We start from the raw sequence: 19,754 nt of genomic DNA, 5'->3' as shown, positions 1-19,754 counted from the left end.
GACAAGACTCACGCCGGTCGGCGGGTCGCATGCCAAGAAGAGGTTAAAATCGCAGTTGACCAGCGAGGACGGGGCGTCTCGCCGGTCCTCTTCCGGGGCGTGTGACGCGGGCGGCGTACCGTATGGCCGCGGAAGCAGGTACCGTTAAAGCCCTACGGGCACGGTCTCTCTGCCGAGAGTCCGTCCTGAAACATGAACGCGTGTCAAGACTCTGGGGCCGTCGAGCCCCGTCACCGAGGGGGTCGAGCCATGGGGCGCGGCCGGGCAAAGGCCAAGCAGACAAAGGTCGCCCGCCAGCTGAAGTACAGCAGCGGCGGGACTGACCTGTCGCGTCTGGCCAATGAGCTGGGCGCATCGCCTTCGAGTCAGCCACCGAACGCAGAGCCGTTCGAGGACGACGACGAGGAAGATGACCCGTACGCACAGTACGCGGATCTGTACAACGACGATGAGGACGAGGACGAGGACGGCAAGTCCGGTCCGTCGTCACAGCGCCGCGGCGCTTGACCTCGCGCTGACACATCAACCCGGTCCGGGCCTGTCCCGGACCGGGTTCTGTGCTACCCCGATACGGTCCGTTCGCCGTGCGGACCCCGTCGTCCCAACGGCGTCCTCGACTGCCGGTCGGGCTGGGTTCCGTCGCGCACCGAGCGACGGGCCCCGGCCCGACCGGCGATCGAGGGCGAAGCGGCCACCGGGCGTCCCCGGCGCACCCGCCTCCGTGCCTATCGCGCGTACTCGCCGACGAGCTCCGCACCCGAGGTGTGCTCGCCGCGTTCCGTGATCTCGCCCGCGACCCAGGACTCGACCCCGCGGTCGGCCAGCGTCGTCAGGGCGGCGTCCACGGACTCGGCCGGGACGATCGCGATCATGCCGACGCCCATGTTCAGCGTCTTCTCCAGCTCCAGCTGCTCGACCCGACCGGCCTTGCCGACCAGGTCGAAGACCGCGCCGGGCGTCCAGGTGGAGCGGTCGACCCTGGCGTGCAGCGCGTCCGGGATGACCCGGGCCAGGTTGTTGGCGAGGCCGCCGCCGGTGACATGGCTGAAGCCGTGCACCTCGGTCGTACGGGTGAGGGCCAGGCAGTCCAGCGAGTAGATCCTGGTGGGCTCCAGGAGCTCCTCGCCGAGGGTCCGGCCGAACTCCTCCACCTGGCGGTCCAGTTCCCAGCCGGCCCGGTCGAAGACCACGTGCCGGACGAGCGAGTACCCGTTGGAGTGAAGACCGGAGGACGCCATGGCGATCACCGCGTCACCCTTACGGATACGCTCCGGGCCGAGCAGGTGGTCGGCCTCGACCACGCCCGTGCCGGCGCCCGCGACATCGAAGTCGTCCGGACCGAGGAGGCCCGGATGCTCGGCGGTCTCGCCGCCGACCAGGGCGCAGCCCGCGAGGACGCAGCCCTCGGCGATGCCCTTGACGATGGCCGCGACACGCTCGGGGTGCACCTTGCCGACGCAGATGTAGTCCGTCATAAAGAGCGGCTCGGCGCCACAGACGACCAGGTCGTCGACGACCATACCGACGAGGTCGCGGCCGATGGTGTCGTAGACGCCCATCTTGCGGGCGAGGTCGACCTTCGTGCCGACACCGTCGGTGGCGGAGGCGAGCAGCGGACGCTCGTAACGCTTGAGGGCCGAGGCGTCGAAGAGGCCGGCGAAACCGCCGAGGCCGCCGAGGCCCGCGACCTCGGGGCGCTGCGTCTTCTTCACCCACTCCTTCATCAGCTCGACGGCGCGGTCGCCGGCCTCGATGTCGACGCCCGCTGCCGCGTAGGAAGCACCTGTTGTCTCAGACATTGCCTGGGATCTTTCGTGTGGAAATACGGGGCTGGTGGCCAGAGGGATGCGGCGGGACCGTCACGGACGACGCAGCGCGTCGGACGCGGCGGTCGCCGCGGGGCCTGCCGCCAGCTCGGTCTCCAGCAGCTGCTTGCCGAGCAGCTCCGGATCCGGCAGCTCCATCGGGTACTCACCGTCGAAGCAGGCACGGCACAGGTTCGGCTTGGCGATCGTCGTCGCCTCGACCATCGCGTCGAGCGAGATGTACGCGAGCGAGTCGGCGCCCATCGATGTGCAGATCTCGTCGACCGTCATGCCGTTGGCGATCAGCTCGGCGCGGGTCGCGAAGTCGATGCCGAAGAAACAGGGCCACTTCACCGGCGGGGACGAGATCCGGATGTGGATCTCGGCGGCGCCTGCCTCACGGAGCATCCGGACCAGTGCGCGCTGGGTGTTGCCGCGGACGATCGAGTCGTCGACGACCACCAGGCGCTTGCCCTTGATGACTTCCTTGAGCGGGTTCAGCTTGAGGCGGATACCCAGCTGGCGAATGGTCTGGGACGGCTGGATGAAGGTCCGGCCGACGTAGGCGTTCTTCACCAGGCCGGCGCCGAACGGAATGCCGCTGGCCTCCGCGTAACCGATGGCGGCGGGGGTGCCGGACTCCGGGGTCGCTATGACCAGATCGGCCTCGACGGGGGCCTCGGCGGCCAGCTTGCGTCCCATCTCCACCCGGGAGAGGTAGACGTTGCGCCCGGCGATGTCGGTGTCGGGCCGGGCCAGGTACACGTACTCGAAGACACAGCCCTTGGGCTTCGCTTCCGCGAAGCGCGAGGTGCGCAGGCCGTTCTCGTCGATGGCGACGAGCTCGCCCGGCTCGATCTCGCGGACGAAGCTGGCACCGCAGATGTCCAGGGCGGCGGACTCGGAGGCCACCACCCACCCGCGCTCCAGACGGCCGAGAACCAGCGGGCGGATGCCCTGCGGGTCGCGGGCGGCGTAGAGGGTGTGCTCGTCCATGAAGACGAGGGAGAAGGCGCCCTTCACGTCGGGGAGCACCTTCGCGGCGGCCTCCTCGATGGTGAGCGGCTTGCCGTCCTCATCGGTCTGGCCGGCGAGCAGCGCGGTCACCAGATCGGTGTCGTTCGTCGCGGCGACCTGGGTGGCGCGGCCGTCCTTGCGGGGAAGGTCGGCGACCATCTCGGCGAGCTGGGCCGTATTGACCAGGTTGCCGTTGTGACCCAGGGCGATCGAGCCGTGCGCGGTCGCACGGAACGTCGGCTGCGCGTTCTCCCACACCGAGGCACCGGTGGTCGAGTAGCGGGCATGACCGACCGCGATATGGCCCTGGAGGGATCCCAGAGACGTTTCGTCGAAGACCTGCGAGACCAGTCCCATGTCCTTGAAGACCAGGATCTGGGACCCGTTGCTCACTGCGATGCCCGCGGACTCCTGTCCACGGTGCTGCAGGGCATACAGTCCGAAATAGGTGAGCTTGGCGACCTCTTCACCCGGAGCCCAGACACCGAAGACGCCACAAGCGTCCTGGGGGCCTTTCTCTCCGGGGAGCAGGTCGTGGTTGAGTCGTCCATCACCACGGGGCACGCCACCGAGTGTAGGCGAGATCGACCACTGGTCCGAATTCGGGATACCGGGCCGGAGCACCGGGGAAGCGCTCCCAGAGGCTGTTCCGAGGCCGGTCCGTGCGGTCACGCGGAGTGATCATTTCCGGCATGCGGCGAGGTTCGGGACGGGGTACGGGACGCCCTCGGGGCGGCGGTCGCCCGGACCAGCGGCCGGTCGAGGGCTGAATCCAGCCACTCGGGGCGCGTAGGCCCGCATGGCCGGATGGTGGCACTCGGTGAACCGGCCGACGTTCCGGCGCGGAGTCCGGCCGAACGCCCGTTTCGTGGTGAGCCTCACATCGACGAGCCCGGTATGCGGCTTCTCGGAAGCGTGGACGATGCGGTGCCGGGCCGTGGACGCGGCGCGGAAGCCCGGCGAGTCGCAGGGCGCCGGCCGCTGCCGCGCCCGATTCAGCCGCCAGGCTCTCGGCCGCCGTGGCTTCCCGGCTTCTTGCCCGACCTGCGCCGGTTCGGGCGGCAGGGTCTCCCGGGAGCGGGCGGACGCCGAGTTGCTGCCGTGTCCGACGCGTTCCCGAGTAACCGACCGGCACATGGGGACGGCGTCGCGGGGCTGGACGCACATCTGCGGCCTTGCCGTCGGTCGACAACTCCCCCATAGCCCGAAAGGCATGGGAGGGGCCCCCTCCGCGTTGCCTCCCTCCTCCGCCTTGCAGACGCACGCACCCGGCCCCGCTCCTTCTTCCACCCGCCATCTGCAGGTTGGTCCAAGTCAGCCCGCCGTCCCCGCCGTCCCCCCGGTCGGCGTCTTCTCCCTGGCCGACGCGCCGATTCCCTCGCCGTTCTCCGCGGTGACGGACAGGCTGCGGTGGTCGATCCGGTACGTCGTCTTCCCGTCCAGGACCGCGAGCACGGCCCGCTCCAGTTTCATCCGGGGGTCCGGGCACATCATCGTGGTGCTGTCGACGCCGTCGAACGTGATGGTGGAGCCGGAGACCGCCGCCCGGCCGCGGAAGCCGTTGCAACCGAAACTGCCGTGCACGGAGCCGTCCTTGCCGAAGACGATCCGCGCCGCGCCCTCCATGCCCTCGGGCAGGGAGGAGGCGACGGAGCCGGAGACCAGCGAGGTGACCGTCCAGGTGGTGCCGGTGAGCGGCGCGGGAGGTTGCGAAATGGCCCTGGGGCGGCCCCGGACCCCGTCCGGTTCCCCCTCACCCCATCAGCGGGAGCAGGGCGGCGAGATCGGCCCGCTCCCCGCTGGCGCTGACCTTCGCCGCGTCGAGCGCCTGCGCCCACTCCGTACGCCCGGTGGCGAGCCGGATCCAGGTGAGCGGATCGGTCTCGACGACATTGGGCGGTGTGCCGCGGGTGTGCTTGGGGCCCTGGACGCACTGGACGACGGCGAACGGCGGAACCCGCACCTCGACCGAACCGCCCGGCGCCCTCTCCGCGAGGGCGTCGGCGAGCAGCCGGGTGCAGGCGGCGAGGGCCTGCCGGTCGTACGGGACGGCCAGGCCGGCCGCCTCGTTCAGGTCGTCGGTGTGCACGACGAGTTCGACGGTACGGGTGACCAGGAAGTCGGCCAGCCGCATCGCACCGGCCCGGGTCGGCAGCAGCCGCTCCCCGGGATCGCCGGGCACCAGCGCCTCGAACCGCCCGGCGACCTCCCCGTACAGCGCGTCCAGGTCCGGATGGTCCGCGGTCGCGGCCGTGGTGTCCTCGGCGATGCGGGCAGCGCGGTCAGCGGTCGAGAACGGCCATTCGAGGAGCGTCAGATCGGGCTTGGGCGAGGCCGGTTCGGGCAGCTCGAGGCCATGGGTGACGCGCGAGAGCGCCATGGTCAGGTGGACGGCCAGTTCGCGCACGGTCCAGTCCCCGAGCCGGGTCGGCAGCGCGAGCTGTTCCGGCGTCAGGGCGCTGACTGCTTCCCGGACATGGGTGAACTGGGCCAGGACGGCGGCGCGGGTCCTGACCGGGTCGTAGCGGCGGGCTCGTTTCTGGGACGGCGGCATGGTCCAGGAGCCTAACGACCTCGCCCGCGACGGGCAGTGGGCCGTCGGAGCGTCGGCCTCAGGGCCGGGTCGCGAAGTCGCCCAGTCCCTTGTCGAGCAGGTCGAAGCCGCGCTCGGCGAGCGCGACGGCGTCCGGCGCGACCGCGTCCGCCGGCTCCCCCGCCAGCAGCCGCAACTGGTTCGCGGTGATGAGGGCGTTGCGGGTGCCGATCAGCTGTGCGGCCGCGATCCGGGCGAGGGAGGGCTCCTCCCCCTCCTCGGCCAGGGCTTCGGCGAGCAGGGCGTAGGACCGCATGGAGAACGCGTGCGCCCGGATCAGCAGCGCCGGTGTCTCCTGGATCAGCCGGCGCACCCCGAGCACCACGGGTGAGTCGCTCATGCCGACCGAGGGGTCACGGGCCTCGACGGCGGCCAGGAACTGACGCCGGACGGCGACCAGCGCGGACTCTCCGGGGCCCCGCTCCCGTACCACCCGCGCGACGTCGCCGATGTGCTCCTCCATGGGAGCGAGGACCAAGTCCTCCTTGCCGGCGAAGTAGTTGAAGACGGTCATCTTCGAGACGTCGGCCGCCTCGGCGATCTCGGCGACCGAGACCTTGTCGAAGCCGCGTGCGGCAAAGAGCTCGGTGGCTACCGCCAGCAGACGGCGCCGCGTCTGGAGCTTCTTGCGCTCGCGCAGGCTCATCCCCTCAGTCATGGCATCACTGTACCAGGATAAATATTAATCCTGGATTAAATGTTGACCGAGTATATTTTCATGGTGCGGTGAAATGCCGCAGCGACACCGTGCCCGGCGGCTCGGGAAAGGCCGCCCGCACCTCCGACGGCCCCGGCCTGCGTTCTGCTCGCACCGCCGGAAGCGAATGCGCGCCGTCCGCCGGAACACCGCCGCCCGCTGGACCGGGCGCAATTCCACGGCCGCTCGCGTCCGCGTCTCGATCGGAAGCCGGCCGGAATTGCGCATACCGCCCGCCGGAATTCCCGAAACGCCGGCTCGCGAGCCGACGCGAACCGGATTCACGGCCGGAACGAACCGTATCCACCGCTAAGGGCTGTCCCGTAACCCCTCAGGACGAACCGAGTTCGCGGCCCGGACGAACCGTATCCACTCCCCGGACGATACGACGACACAGGAACGGCCCCGCCCGAAATCCGAGACCCGGGCGGGGCCGTCCTCCACATCGACGGTCGCGTCAGGCGAGCAGACCCGGGATGGTCTCCTCGTGCGCCGTGCGCAGCTCGCTCAGCGGGATGCCGAACTCGCCCTGCACCTCGATCTCCTCGCCGTCCACGACACCGATCCGGGTCGCGGGCAGACCCCGCGCCCCGCACATGTCGTTGAAGCGGAGCTCCTCGCTGCGCGGAACGGAGACGACCGCGCGCCCCGCCGACTCGGAGAAGAGGAAGGTGAACGCGTCCAGCCCGTCCGGAACGACCAGCCGGGCACCCTTCCCGCCGCGCAGGCAGGACTCGGTGACCGCCTGGATCAGACCGCCGTCGGAGAGGTCGTGCGCCGCGTCGATCATGCCGTCGCGGGAGGCCGAGATCAGGATCTCGCCCAGCAGCTTCTCCCGGCCCAGGTCCACCTTGGGCGGCATGCCGCCGAGGTGGTTGTGGACGACCTCGGACCAGGCCGAACCGCCGAACTCCTCGTGCGTGTCGCCCAGCAGGTAGAGGAGCTGGCCCTCTTCCGCGAAGGCGACCGGCGTACGCCGGGTGACATCGTCGATCACGCCGAGCACGGCCACGACCGGCGTCGGGTGGATCGCCGTCTCGCCGGTCTGGTTGTACAGCGACACGTTGCCGCCGGTGACCGGGGTGCCCAGTTCCAGGCAGCCGTCCGCGAGACCACGGGTGGCCTCGGCGAACTGCCACATGACGTCCGGGTCCTCGGGCGAACCGAAGTTCAGGCAGTCCGAGATGGCCAGCGGCTTGGCGCCGGAGGCGGCGACATTGCGGTACGACTCCGCCAGCGCGAGCTGCGCACCGGTGTACGGATCGAGCTTCGCGTACCGGCCGTTGCCGTCGGTCGCCATGGCCACACCCAGGTTCGACTTCTCGTCGATCCGGACCATGCCGGCGTCCTCGGGCATCGCGAGCACGGTGTTGCCCTGCACGAACCGGTCGTACTGGTCCGTGATCCAGGACTTCGACGCCTGGTTGGGCGAGGCGACCAGCTTCAGGACCTGCTCGCGCAGCTCGGCGCCGTTCGCCGGGCGTGCCAGCTTGCCCGCGTCGTCGGCCTGCAGCGCGTCCTGCCAGGACGGGCGGGCGAACGGGCGGTGGTAGGTCGGGCCCTCGTGGGCGACGGACCGCGGCGGCACGTCGACGATCTGCTCGCCGTGCCAGAAGATCTCCAGCTGGGAGCCCTCGGTCACCTCACCGATGACGGTGGCGATGACGTCCCACTTCTCGCAGATCTCCAGGAAGCGCCCGACGTGCTGCGGCTCGACGATCGCGCACATGCGCTCCTGCGACTCGCTCATGAGGATTTCCTCGGGCGAGAGGGAGGAGTCGCGCAGCGGCACGGTGTCCAGCTCGACGCGCATGCCGCCGGATCCGGCGGAGGCCAGCTCGCTCGTGGCGCAGGACAGACCCGCACCGCCGAGGTCCTGGATGCCCGCGACCAGCTTCTCCTTGAAGATCTCCAGGGTGCACTCGATGAGGAGCTTCTCCTGGAACGGGTCGCCGACCTGGACGGCCGGGCGCTTCGCCGGGCCGGTCGACTCGAAGGTCTCCGAGGCCAGCACCGAGACGCCGCCGATGCCGTCGCCGCCGGTGCGGGCGCCGTAGAGGATCACCTTGTTGCCGGGGCCGGAGGCCTTGGCGAGGTGGATGTCCTCGTGCTTCATCACACCGATGCAGCCGGCGTTGACCAGCGGGTTGCCCTGGTAGCAGGCGTCGAAGACGACCTCGCCGCCGATGTTCGGCAGCCCGAGGCAGTTGCCGTAGCCGCCGATGCCCGCGACGACGCCCGGCAGGACGCGCTTGGTGTCGGGGTGGTCGGCCGCGCCGAAGCGCAGCGGGTCCACGACCGCGACCGGACGGGCACCCATGGCGAGGATGTCGCGGACGATACCGCCGACGCCGGTCGCCGCGCCCTGGTAGGGCTCGATGTACGAGGGGTGGTTGTGCGACTCGACCTTGAAGGTGACCGCGTACCCCTGACCGACGTCGACCACACCGGCGTTCTCGCCGATGCCGACGAGCATCGCGTCGTTGGCGGGGACCTTCTCGCCGAACTGCTTGAGGTGGACCTTGCTGCTCTTGTACGAGCAGTGCTCCGACCACATCACGGAGTACATGGCGAGCTCGGCGCCGGTGGGACGGCGGCCCAGGATCTCGCGGATCCGGGCGTACTCGTCCTCCTTGAGGCCGAGCTCCTTCCAGGGCTGCTCGACGTCCGGGGTCTCGGCCGCGTGCTTGACCGTATCCAGGCTCATGCGTTGACCAGCTTCTTGATGATCGAGGTGAAGAAACCGAGGCCGTCGGTGCGACCGGTGCCGATCAGCGGCTCGACGGCGTGCTCCGGGTGCGGCATCAGGCCGACGACATTGCCCGCGGCGTTGGTGATGCCGGCGATGTCGCGCAGCGAGCCGTTGGGGTTCCTGTCCAGGTAACGGAAGGCGACCCGGCCCTCCGCCTCCAGCTCGTCGAGCACGCGCTCGTCGGCGACGTAACGCCCGTCCATGTTCTTGAGCGGCACGGAGATCTCCTGGCCCGCGGAGTAGTCCGAGGTCCAGGCGGTGTCCGCGTTCTCGACGCGCAGCTTCTGATCGCGGCAGATGAAGTGCAGGTGGTTGTTGCGCAGCATCGCGCCGGGCAGCAGATGCGCCTCGGTCAGGATCTGGAAGCCGTTGCAGATGCCGAGGACCGGCATCCCCGCCCGCGCGTTCTCGATGATCGTCTCCATGACCGGCGAGAAGCGGGAGATGGCTCCGGCCCGCAGATAGTCGCCGTAGGAGAAGCCGCCCGCCAGGATGACCGCGTCGACCTGGTGCAGGTCCTTGTCGCGGTGCCACAGCGATACGGGTTCGGCACCCGCGACCCGTACGGCCCGCAGGCTGTCCTTGTCGTCGAGCGTGCCGGGAAAGGTGACGACTCCGATACGGGAAGTCACTTCGACTCCTCGGCCTTCTCCACCCTCACGGTGAAGTCCTCGATGACGGTGTTGGCGAGGAAAGTCTCGGCCATCTCGTGAATGCGGCCGAGGGCGGCGTCGTCGACCGGCCCCTCGACCTCCAGCTCGAAACGCTTTCCCTGACGTACGTCCGCGATTCCCTCGAAGCCGAGACGGGGCAGTGCGCGCTGCACCGCCTGTCCCTGCGGGTCGAGGATCTCGGGCTTGAGCATGACGTCGACTACGACGCGTGCCACTGGCACTCCCGGTGGTGGTGTGGTGCGGCTGTTTCTCCGGGGGGCTCCCCAGACCCCCGCAGGTTCCCTCAGCCTACCTGGCCAGAAATTCTACGCGGGTAGATATCGAACCCCCTTGATCACGCCCGGATATCGGCCGCGACAACGCATGGGGAAAGTCCTGCGAAAAAAATCCTCACCGGCAACACACAAGAAGGCTGACACGCGGAGGTAATTGGGCGGTCTTCACAATGCGGCACCCATCGCTGTACAAATGATTACCGGGGAATGCAGCATTGCCCCTAAACGGTCGACAACGGTCGGCCCGCATCTGCCTAACAGCCGGAAGGCCGGCGTCAGCGCATGTCAGACGCGCCGACGCCGTAGGAAAGGACCGATATCCGTGGCTCAGCGCGTAGTGGTCACGCTCTTCGACGACATCGACGGGGGAGCAGCGGCGGAAACGGTCACCTTCGCCCTGGACGGGAAGTCGTACGAGATCGACCTCAATCCGTCCAATGCAAAGAAACTGCGCAAGGCCCTGGCGCCGTACATGGCGGCCGGCCGAAAGCAGACAAATACCGGCAAGCGCGGCAAGGCCCCGGCGTCCTACCGGCACACCTCGCTGGCACCCGACCCGGCGGCCGTGCGCGCCTGGGCCCGCTCCCACCGGATGGAGGTGCCGGCCCGCGGCCGGATCCCCAAGAAGGTCTACGAGGCGTTCCGCGAAGCCAGTTGAGATTCCGGTCCGCCCCGGGACCCCCGGAGGCCCTCGCCGGGACGCGCCGCGAACGCTCCGGCGACACCCCGCGGCCACCGACTTGCGCTACACCCCCGGCGGTCGGCTAAAGTCTGGAGCACGCCGAGGGGCAAGGCCGCAAAGCCGAACCTCACGCAGCGTGCGGGTGTAGTTCAGTAGCAGAACATCCCCCTTCCAGGGGGAAGGCACAGTGTGCAATTCCTGTCACCCGCTCTGCATCGCTCTTACCGTCCACTCCATTGGATCGGGTAGAGTGGTGCTCGCACCGCCCGATGGAACTCCTCACAAGGAGTACAATGAGCGGCAGCAATGCGGACGTGGCTCAGTTGGTAGAGCATCACCTTGCCAAGGTGAGGGTCGCGAGTTCGAATCTCGTCGTCCGCTCTTGATCGAACGTAAGGCCCTGGTCGATATCGACCAGGGCCTTCGTCGTATTCCCCTCCGTTTCCGCCCGGGGCTCCCTGGTCCATGACGTTTGTCATGAGCAGTGATGACGGCTCGCACTGCTCGCGGCGCCGATCCGGCGGAAATCTGTAGGCATGACCAGCGACGACATTCCCAAGGACCACGTGAACAGCGCTGTGGCATGCGCCACAGCCGCCTCCGCGTCCGGCTCCGTCGCCGACCCGGTGATCGAGGCGAGCGATGTGCGGCGCCGCTACGACGGCGGCTTCGAGGCGGTGACCGGCGTCTCCTTCACGGTGGCGCGCGGTGAGCTCTTCGCCCTGCTCGGAACGAACGGCGCCGGCAAGACCTCCACCGTCGAGCTGCTGGAGGGCCTGGCCCGGCCCGACGGTGGGTCCGTGCGGGTGCTCGGCCACGACCCGTATCGCGAACGCGCCGCCGTCCGGCCGCGGATCGGGGTGATGCTCCAGGAAGGCGGCTTCCCGTCCGAGCTGACGGTCACCGAGACCGTACGGATGTGGTCGGGCTGCACCAGCGGCGCCCGCCCGACGGGGGAGGTGCTGGACCTGGTCGGGCTCGCCCATCGTTCGCGCGTGCGCGTCAAGCAGCTCTCCGGCGGTGAGCGGCGCCGGCTCGACCTGGCACTGGCCCTGCTCGGCCGGCCCGAGGTGCTGTTCCTGGACGAGCCGACCACCGGGCTCGACGCCGAGGGACGGCGCGACACCTGGGAGTTGGTCCGGATACTGCGCGACGACGGCACCACCGTCCTGCTCACCACGCACTACCTGGAGGAGGCCGAGATGCTCGCCGACCGGCTGGCGATCATGCACCGGGGGCGGATCGTGACGGCGGGCACCCCCGCCGAGGTGACGGCGGCCCGCCCCGCCCGTATCCGGTTCGAGCTGCCCGAAGGGGTGCCGGCGGCATGGCTTCCGCTGCCGCTGAGGGCGGCGGCCGAAGGGCGCAAGGTCGAGATCCGCACCCACCGGCTGCAGGAGTCCCTGGGTGAACTGCTGCTCTGGGCGGAGCAGTCGGACGTACGGCTGCTCGGGCTCGATGCCCGCTCGGCCTCGCTCGAAGAGGCATTTCTCGATATCGCGCAGCGCGCGTCGGATTCGCAGGCCCGGAAGGCGGCCGCCGCATGACCGGTACAACGATGTCCGGGCGGCTGAACGCGCTGGGGCGCGCCGAGCTGACGCTGCTCGCCCGCAACAGGACGGCGGTCTTCGTCGCGCTGCTGGTGCCCGTGGCGATGGTCGTGGCGATGAAGTCGACACTGGATCAGATCGATCTGGACGGAACCGGGCTGACCGTGGCCGGGGCGGCGCTCAGCGGTGGCATCGGCATGGTGCTGATGCAGGTCGTGTACATGAACCTGGTCGCCGCGTACGTGGCGCGGCGCGAGGAACTGGTCCTGAAACGGCTGCGCACCGGCGAGGTCACCGACCGGGAGATCCTCGTCGGAACGGCGCTGCCGTCCATCGCGCTGGCCCTGGGGCAGGCGGTGCTGGTGGTCCTGGCCGGTGCGGCCTTCTTCGGCGTCGGTGCGCCGAAGCGGCCCGAACTGCTCGTCGCGGGACTGCTGTCGGGTGTGGTGCTGCTGGCGGCACTGGCCGCCGCCACCTCCGCATCGACCAGGTCCGTACAGACGGCGCAGATCACCACGCTGCCGCTGTTCCTCGTCTCGATGACGGGCTCCGGGCTCTTCGTGCCGCTGGAGGTCCTGCCGGACCGGGTGGCATCCGTGTGCGAGCTGTTGCCGGTGACCGGGGTGATGACGCTCGTACGCGCGGGCTGGCTCGGCGGGGCCGACGGGCACGACCTGCTCGGGGCCGGGCTGACCGCGCTGGCCTGGACGGTGCTCGCCGTGTTTGCTGTACAGCGGTGGTTCCGGTGGGAACCCCGACGCTGAGGAGGGGTGCGCCGTGCGGTGGCGAACGTGGGGCTGGCGCGGCCGCACCGGATTCGACAAGGTCGACCTGTCCACGCGCGGCATGCTGTACGGCCTGGTGTGGATCGCGGTGCTGGTCCAGGTCCTGATGTCCGTTACAAGGCCCGTGCGCGGCGCGGCGCCCACCGCGTTGATCGCCCTGGCGATCGTGCTCGCGGTCGCCCACGGGGTCTGCGGGACGGCGCTGACCGCCAGGGGGCTGGCGACGTATCTGGGCCGGGGGGCCACGGACCGGCGGCTGGTCGCCGTTACAGCCGTGTCGCTGGTGGCGAACACGGCGGCGGTGCTGGCCCTCGCCGACTGCACGGGCATGCGCGAGTTCCCCGAACCGGGATATGCGTTCAGCGCTTGTGTGGTGCCGTTCTCCTGCGCGTTCGTGCTCATCGTGCCGGGCTGGGTGTCGGTGTTGCAGCAGGCCGCCGTCTCGGCCGCGATGTCCACCGCGGTGGGACTGCTCGACGGCGGCAGTGCGCTGGTGGCCGCCACATTTCTCGCGACGGCGTTCGGCGGCGGGATGATGGCGGTCGCCACGCGCACGTCGGCCTGGACACTGAGCGTGATGTGGAAGCTCCGTGAAGCGAAGGACATGGAGGCGCGGCTGGCCGTCGCCGAGGAGCGGCTGCGGTTCGGCCGGGACATGCATGACGTCCTGGGCCGGAATCTGGCCGTGATCGCGCTGAAGGGCGAGCTGGCGGTGGAACTGGCCCAGCGCGGGAATCCGGCGGCCGTGGACCAGATGGTCGAGGTGATGCGCATCGCCCGCGCCTCGCAGCAGGAGGTGCGCGACGTCGTACGCGGATACCGGGAGGCCGATCTGAGCACGGAACTGGCCGGCGCGCAGGGAGTGTTGCGGGCGGCCGGGATCGCGTGCGCGGTGGAGGGCGGCGAGGGTCGTCCGCTGCCCGCGCCGGTGCAGTCGGCGCTCGGCTGGGTGGTGCGGGAGGCGGCGACCAATGTGCTGCGGCACGGCGATCCGCGGCGCTGCACGATCCGGCTCCGCGCCTCGGCGGGCGCGGTGGTGCTGGAGGTGGAGAACGACGGGGCGCTGCGGGCCGGCTCGGAACCGGGCGGCACCGGAGCGGGCGGCTCCGGGCTGGCCGGACTGCGCGAGCGGCTCCGGGCGCTGGACGGTTCGCTGGACGCGGGCCCGGCGGGGAACGGGCTGTTCCGCCTGACGGCCGAGATTCCGCTGCCGCGCACGGCTGCCGCACTTGTGGAGGAACGACGATGACGGCTGTACGGGTGCTGCTCGCCGACGACGAGCACCTGATCCGGGGCGCGCTGGCCGCGCTGCTGGCCCTGGAGGACGACCTCGTGGTGGTCGCGGAGGCGGCGACCGGCCCGGAGGCACTGGCCATGGCGCGGGCCCACCGCCCCGATGTGGCGGTCCTCGATCTGGAGATGCCGGGTGCCGACGGTGTGAGTGTGGCCACATCCCTGCGGGCCGAACTTCCCGGCTGCCGGACGATGATCGTGACGAGCCACGGCCGGCCGGGACATCTGAAGCGGGCACTGGCGGCGGGTGTGCGGGCCTTCGTGCCGAAGACGGTCAGCGCCCGCCAGCTGGCCGGGATCATCCGTACCGTGCACGCCGGAAACCGTTATGTGGACCCGGAGTTGGCGGCCGACGCGATCTCCGCCGGGGACTCGCCGCTGACCGCGCGCGAGGCCGAAGTACTGGAACTGGCGGCGGACGGGGCGCCAATCGCGGAGATCGCGGAGCGCGCGTCGCTGTCGCAGGGAACCGTACGGAACTACCTCTCCGCGGCCGTGTCGAAGCTCGGAGCGGAGAACCGTCACGCGGCGGCGCGTCTCGCACGGGAGCGCGGATGGGTATAGTGGTCCTCGCGCTTCGGCGCTTGCGGACGTAGCTCAGTTGGTAGAGCGCAACCTTGCCAAGGTTGAGGTCGCCAGTTCGAACCTGGTCGTCCGCTCGGTTCAGCAAGAAGCCCCCGGTCTTTCGGCCGGGGGCTTCTTCGTGTTCCGGGAACCGCGTGCTGCTTCGCGTCCGGAAAACCGCCTACTGCCAGGGCGTGCCGGTGAGGAGTTCGTACGCCTCCAGGTACTTCGCCCGGGTCGCGTCCACGATCTCCTGGGGCAGCGCCGGGGGCGGCTGCTCGCTCCTGCGGTCCCAGCCCGAGGCCGGCGAGGTCAGCCAGTCGCGCACGAACTGCTTGTCGTACGAGGGCTGGGCCCTGCCCGGCTCCCACTCGGCCGCGGGCCAGAAGCGCGAGGAGTCCGGGGTCAGCACCTCGTCGGCGATGATCAGTTCCTCGCCGCCGCCGTCCGTGGGAGCGAAACCGAACTCGAACTTCGTGTCGGCGAGGATGATCCCGCGCTCACGCGCGATGTCACGCGCCCTGCCGTACACGTCGAGCGTGGTGCGGCGCAGCTGGGCGGCGGTCTCCGCGCCGACCTGGCGGGCCACCTCCTCGTAGCTCACGTTCTCGTCGTGGTCCCCGACGGCCGCCTTGGTGGCGGGGGTGAAGATCGGTGCCGGCAGTTCGGAGCCGTCGACGAGGCCCTCGGGCAGCGCGAGGCCGCAGACCGTGCGGGACTCGTCGTACTCGACGAGCCCGGAGCCGGTGAGGTAGCCGCGGGCGACGCACTCGACCGGGACCATCCGCAGCGACCTGCAGATCAGCGTGCGGCCCTCCCAGTCCGCCGGGGCTCCGGCGGGGAGCTCGGTGGACAGCACGTGGTTCGGCACGAGATCGCTGAGCCGGTCGAACCACCACAGCGAGAGCCGGGTGAGCACCCGGCCCTTGTCCGGGATCTCGGTCGGCAGCACCCAGTCGTACGCGGACATCCGGTCGCTGGCGACCATGACTAGGTCGCCCGCCTCGTTCCGGTACAGGTCGCGCACCTTGCCGGTGTGAAGGTGGGTGAGCCCCGGGACCTGCACTGGCTCGGGCTTTTCTACAAATCCGGACACGCTGCCTCCGCGTAGGTTGATCCAGGAGTCGTTCCGATTCTCCCGTATCGGGGTGCGGTGGGGCGGAGCGGGGGCGTCCGTGGCGCCGGGCGCGGTGTCCTCAGTCCCGTTTGCAGATGCGGTCGAGGAGATTGGCGGTGGCGCGCTGGATGCGTGGGTCCACATGGCCGGGGCGGTCCAGGGCCGGGGACCAGGCGAAGGTGCCGGAGGCGAAGACGAGCGCGCCGGACGGGGCCCGGTACAGGGAGGTCTCCTGGTGGCGCTTGGCCCCGTCGTTGTCCCGGTACGGGGAGTGGGCGAGCAGGATGCGGTTCTCGTGCTCGGGAAGCGCGGTGCGCGGGAAGTAGCGGTCGGCCTCGCCCGCGACCAGGCCGTTGATCTCGTCGCCCTCGCCGGCGCCCGTCGCGTCCCACAGCCAGTGCTCGGCGTTCCGTACGACCAGGGGGTGCGGATCGGGGACCCGGCCCGCGTACTGGATGCCGAGGAGCTGCTGCTCCGGGCGGTCGATCTCGCGCCAGAGCGCGGGCTTTCCCGGGCCGCGGCGTTTGCGGCAGGTGAGCAGGCGGTCCGGGACACCGGAGGGCGACGGGGAGAGGCTGACCTGCCAGTACATGGTGTTGGCGGAGAGGAAGACGAGCGAGGTTCCGCCGTCGCGGGCGCGTTCGGCGGTACGGCGCATGGGCACCGACCAGTACTCGTCGTGGCCGGGGAAGACCAGGCCCCGGTAGCGGCCCGGGTCGATCCGGCCCGCGTGCAGATCACGGGTGTCGGCGTACGCGATGTCGTAGCCGTACCGCTCGGCCCAGCGGATGAAGTCGTAGGCATGGCCGACGTGGAGCGGCAGCCCGGCGCCCGCGTACGGACGGTCGAAGGAGACGGTGACCGCGGCGTCCTCCTCGCCCAGGAGGCGGCCCCGCTCGTCCCACGCGTGGTAGAGGCTGGCACCTGTGTGGCCGTCCTCCGGGTAGAGGTTGTACGCCTGCCAGGTGACATCCGGCAGGACCAGCAGCAGATCGGCCGGGTGCTCGTCGCGGACCGTGAAGGGGATGTGGGAGCGGTACCCGTCGACCGTGGTCAGCACGGCCACGTACGCGCCGATCGACCAGTAGGAGGGGATCTGCAGCCGCCAGGACTGCCACCAGTGGTGGCAGGAGACCGTGCGGTCGGCGGTGAGCGGGGCGGGCTGGACGATGCCGGAGAGCCGGGGGCTCGTGGTGATCTTGGCGGCCCCGTCGCCCCCATAGTGACCGATGCGGTAGATGTCCACGGAGAACTGCTGGGGCGGGTCCACGGTGATGTGGAAGTCGATCGCCTCGCCCGGGGCGGCGGCACCCGTGGAGATGAAGCCCTTGATCTGGCGGTGCACGTCGTCGGCCGTACGGGTGCCGCCGTCGGCGCCACGGGCCAGAGTGGGGTCGGCGTACCAGGGGACGACGTGCCCGGTGTCGTCGAAGTAGTTCTCACTGCCGCGCAGCCAGGGCAGGGGACCCTGGCCGAAGGGGTCGGAGACGGCGTGCGCGAGGGCACCCGACTCCCATCGACGAATGTGCTCCGCCCCCATACCGCTTCCCTCCCACAGGCCCCGAGAACAGCTGATCAACGTCACGTACGCCGGTCACGGGACGCCGGACGCGGGTGCCGGGCACCGGCACCGAACGCCGACGCCGGTCACGGACGCCGATCGCCAACAGCGGTCCTGACCGTCGGCCGTTGCCGCTGACCGCATCCGGCCGTGCGTCATCGGTGCGCCAACAGTGATGCTCCGACTGTCAGCGTTGATCCCCAGCACATCACATAACGCATGCGGCCCGTCACCCTTCGTCGCTAATTGACGTGAACGGAACGTTCTCTTCCGGGTATTGGGGGCCGACAGCCCCGGCAACGGTGCCGGTGAGGAGCTTGAGACGGGTGGGTCCGCCGTGGTGCGCGCCGTCGCCGGGGCCGCTGGTTCAGACGAGACGGACGGGCTTGTCGGCGCGCACGCCGACCGAGGCGAGCCACGACCGCAGCGGTGCCGCGTCCCCGTCCTCGACGAGACTGAGGACCGGACTGCCCAGATCCGCCCGGCGCTCGCCGTCGACCAGCAGCGCGGGGCCGTCGAGCCAATCGAGGCCGGGGGCCGCGCCCGCCGTGTCGACGGCGGCACAGCAGACCATCGCCGCGACGTGGTCGGCGAGCAGCTCCGTACCCGTACGGGGCGGCTGGAGCGAGAGGATCGGAAGGGAGTCGGAACCCCAGAGGTCCAGGACGTTCCCGCCCGCGCCGACGGCACCCGGGGTGCCCGCCGGGCCCGACGCGCCGGCGGCCGGTGGCCGCCGCCGGGCCGCCGCCTCCTCGCGGGCCACCGCGGCGCTGATCCCGGCCGCGAGCTCCTCGCCGCTTCCGCACCCGCCGGCCAGATGGTCGACGACACGGGCCAGCGTGGGCACCCCGGCATCGACGGAAAATGCGGAACGGCCCGGCCCGGAGGCGTCGGCGGCCGGTCCGGGCGCCACCCCCATCGAGTCCAGGACACGATGCAGCCGGGCGGCCTCGGTACGCCACTTCCGGTCGACGACCTCATCCGGGTACTGCTGCCAGTCGACCGGCGACCAGTCGGGACCGGACTGCGCCGGACCGCCGTGGAAGAGCCGGGCCGCCAGCAGCGATGCCGCCTCGTCGGCCGCGCCCGGTTCCTCCAGGAGGTCGCAGGCGGGGCGCTCGCCGAGCCGGGAGGTGAACCCGTCGGCGAGCCGGTCGCGCCGGGAGAGCTCGGTGAGCGCGGACACGACACCCGCGTCCAGCCGGGACGGCCAGCGGCCCATCTGCCAGGCGGGCAGCGCGACCCGGGTGAGCAGCCGGTCCCAGCCCGCGTAGGCGAGACCGACCTGCTCCTGCGCGACGATCCGAAGACCGTAGTCCACACCCTGTGCACGAACCGACGCGGCGGCGGCGACGCCCCGCTCCATCTCCGCGGCATGGCTGCGACAACTGCGCAGCAGCAACCGGGCGATCCAGCCGACGAAGAGGCGTGGCACTCTGCGCACGCCGGACAGCGGCCCCGGAACGGGCACGGCCGCGTCGGCGACCGCTCCGTCCAGCCCTCGTACGAAACGACGCGCCGCCGCTATGTCGGGATGCGCGGAGGGCCCCGTGCCCGCCACGACCGGGGCGAGCACCGCCCGTAGCTCCGCGACCCGCATCCACCACAGGAACGGCGAACCGATGACCAGCACGGGAGCCGCCTTCACCCGGCGGCGGACCCGGCCCGCCCAACGCGCTGCCCGATCGGCTCCGAGGCCCGTCGTGAGCTGCTGCGCGGCGGGGTGGGTGCGGTCCTCCAGCCAGCTGTCGCAGTCGGGCGTGAGCGCCATGGCCGAGGGCGCGGGAACCCCGAGCCGTTCGGCGAGGTCCCTGACCAGACGGTAGAGATCCGGGGCGGCTTCCTCCGCGAGCGGGACGGTCGGACTGATCGCCGGCCTCGCTCGTACGATCGCGACAGCGACCGCCGTGGCGAGCAGGAGCACGACGACCGCGCAGACCGTCACGGCCCAGCGCGCCGCGTCCCAGCCGGTGCCGACGGCATGGCCCCGGGCGCCCGCGACGAGCAGCACGACGGCGACCGCCGCCGGCACGATGGCCGCGGCGGTCGCCCTGCTGCGGATGCGCAGCAGGGCGAGAGCTCGGGCACGCGCACTCTGCGCACCGAGCTCCTCAGTTGTACCGGTACCGGACACGGCCGGACGTCACCCCCTCTGCCCCCGCGGCGGTGTTGTTCACTCCCCCACTGTGGCACCCGTCACCGACATCGCAATGCCAGTGAGCCATGTGCCGGAATGCTTGCGCCGCACCCTAGTTGGGGCCTCGACGGACGTCATCCGGATGGCTCAGTCGTCACTCGATGGAATGGCTTTGGGCAAAGGTGCTGACGCGCCGCCGCCCTTGGGGCAGCGGCGCGTCGGTGGGTGTCCGCGGGGTCCGGCGAGTGGCCG

At 70.6% G+C, this 19,754-nt stretch carries 17 protein-coding genes and 3 tRNA genes; 9 read left to right on the top strand and 11 right to left on the bottom strand.

Going from position 1 to position 19,754, the window contains the following annotated elements; all coding sequences use genetic code 11:
* Positions 1-249: 249 nt before the first annotated feature.
* On the top strand, positions 250-507 hold the full coding sequence (locus ACIQCZ_RS19030) for a DUF3073 domain-containing protein (RefSeq protein ID WP_351076855.1): 258 nt from the start codon (positions 250-252) through the stop codon (positions 505-507).
* Positions 508-725: 218 nt separating this feature from the next.
* Here ACIQCZ_RS19030 and purM read toward each other — a convergent pair whose 3' ends face one another.
* The 8 genes from purM to purS form a co-directional block, all read right to left on the bottom strand.
* Entirely contained in the window at positions 726-1,799 is a 1,074-nt protein-coding gene (gene purM, locus ACIQCZ_RS19025) for a phosphoribosylformylglycinamidine cyclo-ligase (RefSeq protein WP_402283504.1), read from the bottom strand.
* Positions 1,800-1,859: 60 nt separating this feature from the next.
* Complete coding sequence (purF, locus tag ACIQCZ_RS19020; RefSeq protein WP_114245671.1) at positions 1,860-3,386, bottom strand: amidophosphoribosyltransferase; 1,527 nt, start codon at positions 3,384-3,386, stop codon at positions 1,860-1,862.
* Between the two features lie 750 nt (positions 3,387-4,136).
* Complete coding sequence (locus ACIQCZ_RS19015; RefSeq protein ID WP_402283576.1) at positions 4,137-4,538, bottom strand: META domain-containing protein; 402 nt, start codon at positions 4,536-4,538, stop codon at positions 4,137-4,139.
* Between the two features lie 37 nt (positions 4,539-4,575).
* Complete coding sequence (locus ACIQCZ_RS19010; RefSeq protein ID WP_402283503.1) at positions 4,576-5,376, bottom strand: sterol carrier family protein; 801 nt, start codon at positions 5,374-5,376, stop codon at positions 4,576-4,578.
* A 58-nt stretch (positions 5,377-5,434) separates the two neighbouring features.
* Entirely contained in the window at positions 5,435-6,073 is a 639-nt protein-coding gene (locus ACIQCZ_RS19005) for a TetR/AcrR family transcriptional regulator (RefSeq protein WP_402283501.1), read from the bottom strand.
* 496 nt (positions 6,074-6,569) lie between these two features.
* Positions 6,570-8,819 (bottom strand): phosphoribosylformylglycinamidine synthase subunit PurL, encoded by a 2,250-nt coding sequence (gene purL, locus ACIQCZ_RS19000; RefSeq protein ID WP_351076845.1) that lies wholly within the window; start codon positions 8,817-8,819, stop codon positions 6,570-6,572.
* A complete protein-coding gene (gene purQ, locus ACIQCZ_RS18995; RefSeq protein ID WP_376218388.1) occupies positions 8,816-9,496 on the bottom strand; it encodes a phosphoribosylformylglycinamidine synthase subunit PurQ in 681 nt (226 codons plus the stop codon). Before purQ ends, purL begins: the two co-directional genes overlap by 4 nt.
* Complete coding sequence (gene purS, locus ACIQCZ_RS18990; RefSeq protein WP_351076841.1) at positions 9,493-9,753, bottom strand: phosphoribosylformylglycinamidine synthase subunit PurS; 261 nt, start codon at positions 9,751-9,753, stop codon at positions 9,493-9,495. The genes purQ and purS overlap by 4 nt, the downstream gene beginning before the upstream one ends.
* 382 nt (positions 9,754-10,135) lie before the next feature.
* Between purS and ACIQCZ_RS18985 the strand changes: the two genes are divergently transcribed.
* The 8 genes from ACIQCZ_RS18985 to ACIQCZ_RS18950 all read left to right on the top strand — a co-directional run bounded on the left by ACIQCZ_RS18985 (position 10,136) and on the right by ACIQCZ_RS18950 (position 14,782).
* Positions 10,136-10,471 carry an Lsr2 family protein gene (locus ACIQCZ_RS18985; protein ID WP_402283499.1) on the top strand — a complete coding sequence of 112 codons (336 nt, stop codon included), beginning with the start codon at positions 10,136-10,138 and terminating at the stop codon, positions 10,469-10,471.
* Positions 10,472-10,633: 162 nt separating this feature from the next.
* Positions 10,634-10,705, top strand: a tRNA-Gly gene (locus ACIQCZ_RS18980).
* A gap of 98 nt (positions 10,706-10,803) precedes the next feature.
* A tRNA-Gly gene (locus tag ACIQCZ_RS18975) sits at positions 10,804-10,876 on the top strand.
* Between the two features lie 155 nt (positions 10,877-11,031).
* On the top strand, positions 11,032-12,042 hold the full coding sequence (locus ACIQCZ_RS18970) for an ABC transporter ATP-binding protein (protein ID WP_402283497.1): 1,011 nt from the start codon (positions 11,032-11,034) through the stop codon (positions 12,040-12,042).
* Positions 12,039-12,809 (top strand): ABC transporter permease, encoded by a 771-nt coding sequence (locus ACIQCZ_RS18965; protein WP_402283496.1) that lies wholly within the window; start codon positions 12,039-12,041, stop codon positions 12,807-12,809. The genes ACIQCZ_RS18970 and ACIQCZ_RS18965 overlap by 4 nt, the downstream gene beginning before the upstream one ends.
* A 13-nt stretch (positions 12,810-12,822) precedes the next feature.
* Positions 12,823-14,079: a sensor histidine kinase gene (locus ACIQCZ_RS18960; protein ID WP_402283495.1), complete on the top strand. Its 1,257-nt coding sequence runs from the start codon at positions 12,823-12,825 to the stop codon at positions 14,077-14,079.
* Complete coding sequence (locus ACIQCZ_RS18955) at positions 14,076-14,687, top strand: response regulator (RefSeq protein ID WP_402283494.1); 612 nt, start codon at positions 14,076-14,078, stop codon at positions 14,685-14,687. Before ACIQCZ_RS18960 ends, ACIQCZ_RS18955 begins: the two co-directional genes overlap by 4 nt.
* Before the next feature lie 22 nt (positions 14,688-14,709).
* Positions 14,710-14,782: transfer RNA gene (locus ACIQCZ_RS18950), tRNA-Gly, on the top strand.
* Between the two features lie 86 nt (positions 14,783-14,868).
* Here the strand turns inward: ACIQCZ_RS18950 and ACIQCZ_RS18945 are convergent.
* The 3 genes from ACIQCZ_RS18945 to ACIQCZ_RS18935 form a co-directional block, all read right to left on the bottom strand.
* Entirely contained in the window at positions 14,869-15,783 is a 915-nt protein-coding gene (locus ACIQCZ_RS18945; RefSeq protein ID WP_376283819.1) for a phosphoribosylaminoimidazolesuccinocarboxamide synthase, read from the bottom strand.
* A gap of 100 nt (positions 15,784-15,883) precedes the next feature.
* The gene (locus tag ACIQCZ_RS18940) at positions 15,884-17,344 is read right to left on the bottom strand and encodes a N,N-dimethylformamidase beta subunit family domain-containing protein (protein WP_402283492.1); all 1,461 of its coding nucleotides are present in this window, start codon (positions 17,342-17,344) and stop codon (positions 15,884-15,886) included.
* A 388-nt stretch (positions 17,345-17,732) separates the two neighbouring features.
* Positions 17,733-19,499: a hypothetical protein gene (locus ACIQCZ_RS18935; RefSeq protein ID WP_402283490.1), complete on the bottom strand. Its 1,767-nt coding sequence runs from the start codon at positions 19,497-19,499 to the stop codon at positions 17,733-17,735.
* Positions 19,500-19,754 lie beyond the last annotated feature (255 nt).

The organism is Streptomyces sp. NPDC093149 (assembly GCF_044754145.1).
Lineage (GTDB): Bacteria > Actinomycetota > Actinomycetes > Streptomycetales > Streptomycetaceae > Streptomyces.
The sequence above is the reverse complement of the archived record's forward strand: the minus strand, read 5'-3'. Positions and strand labels throughout refer to the sequence as shown.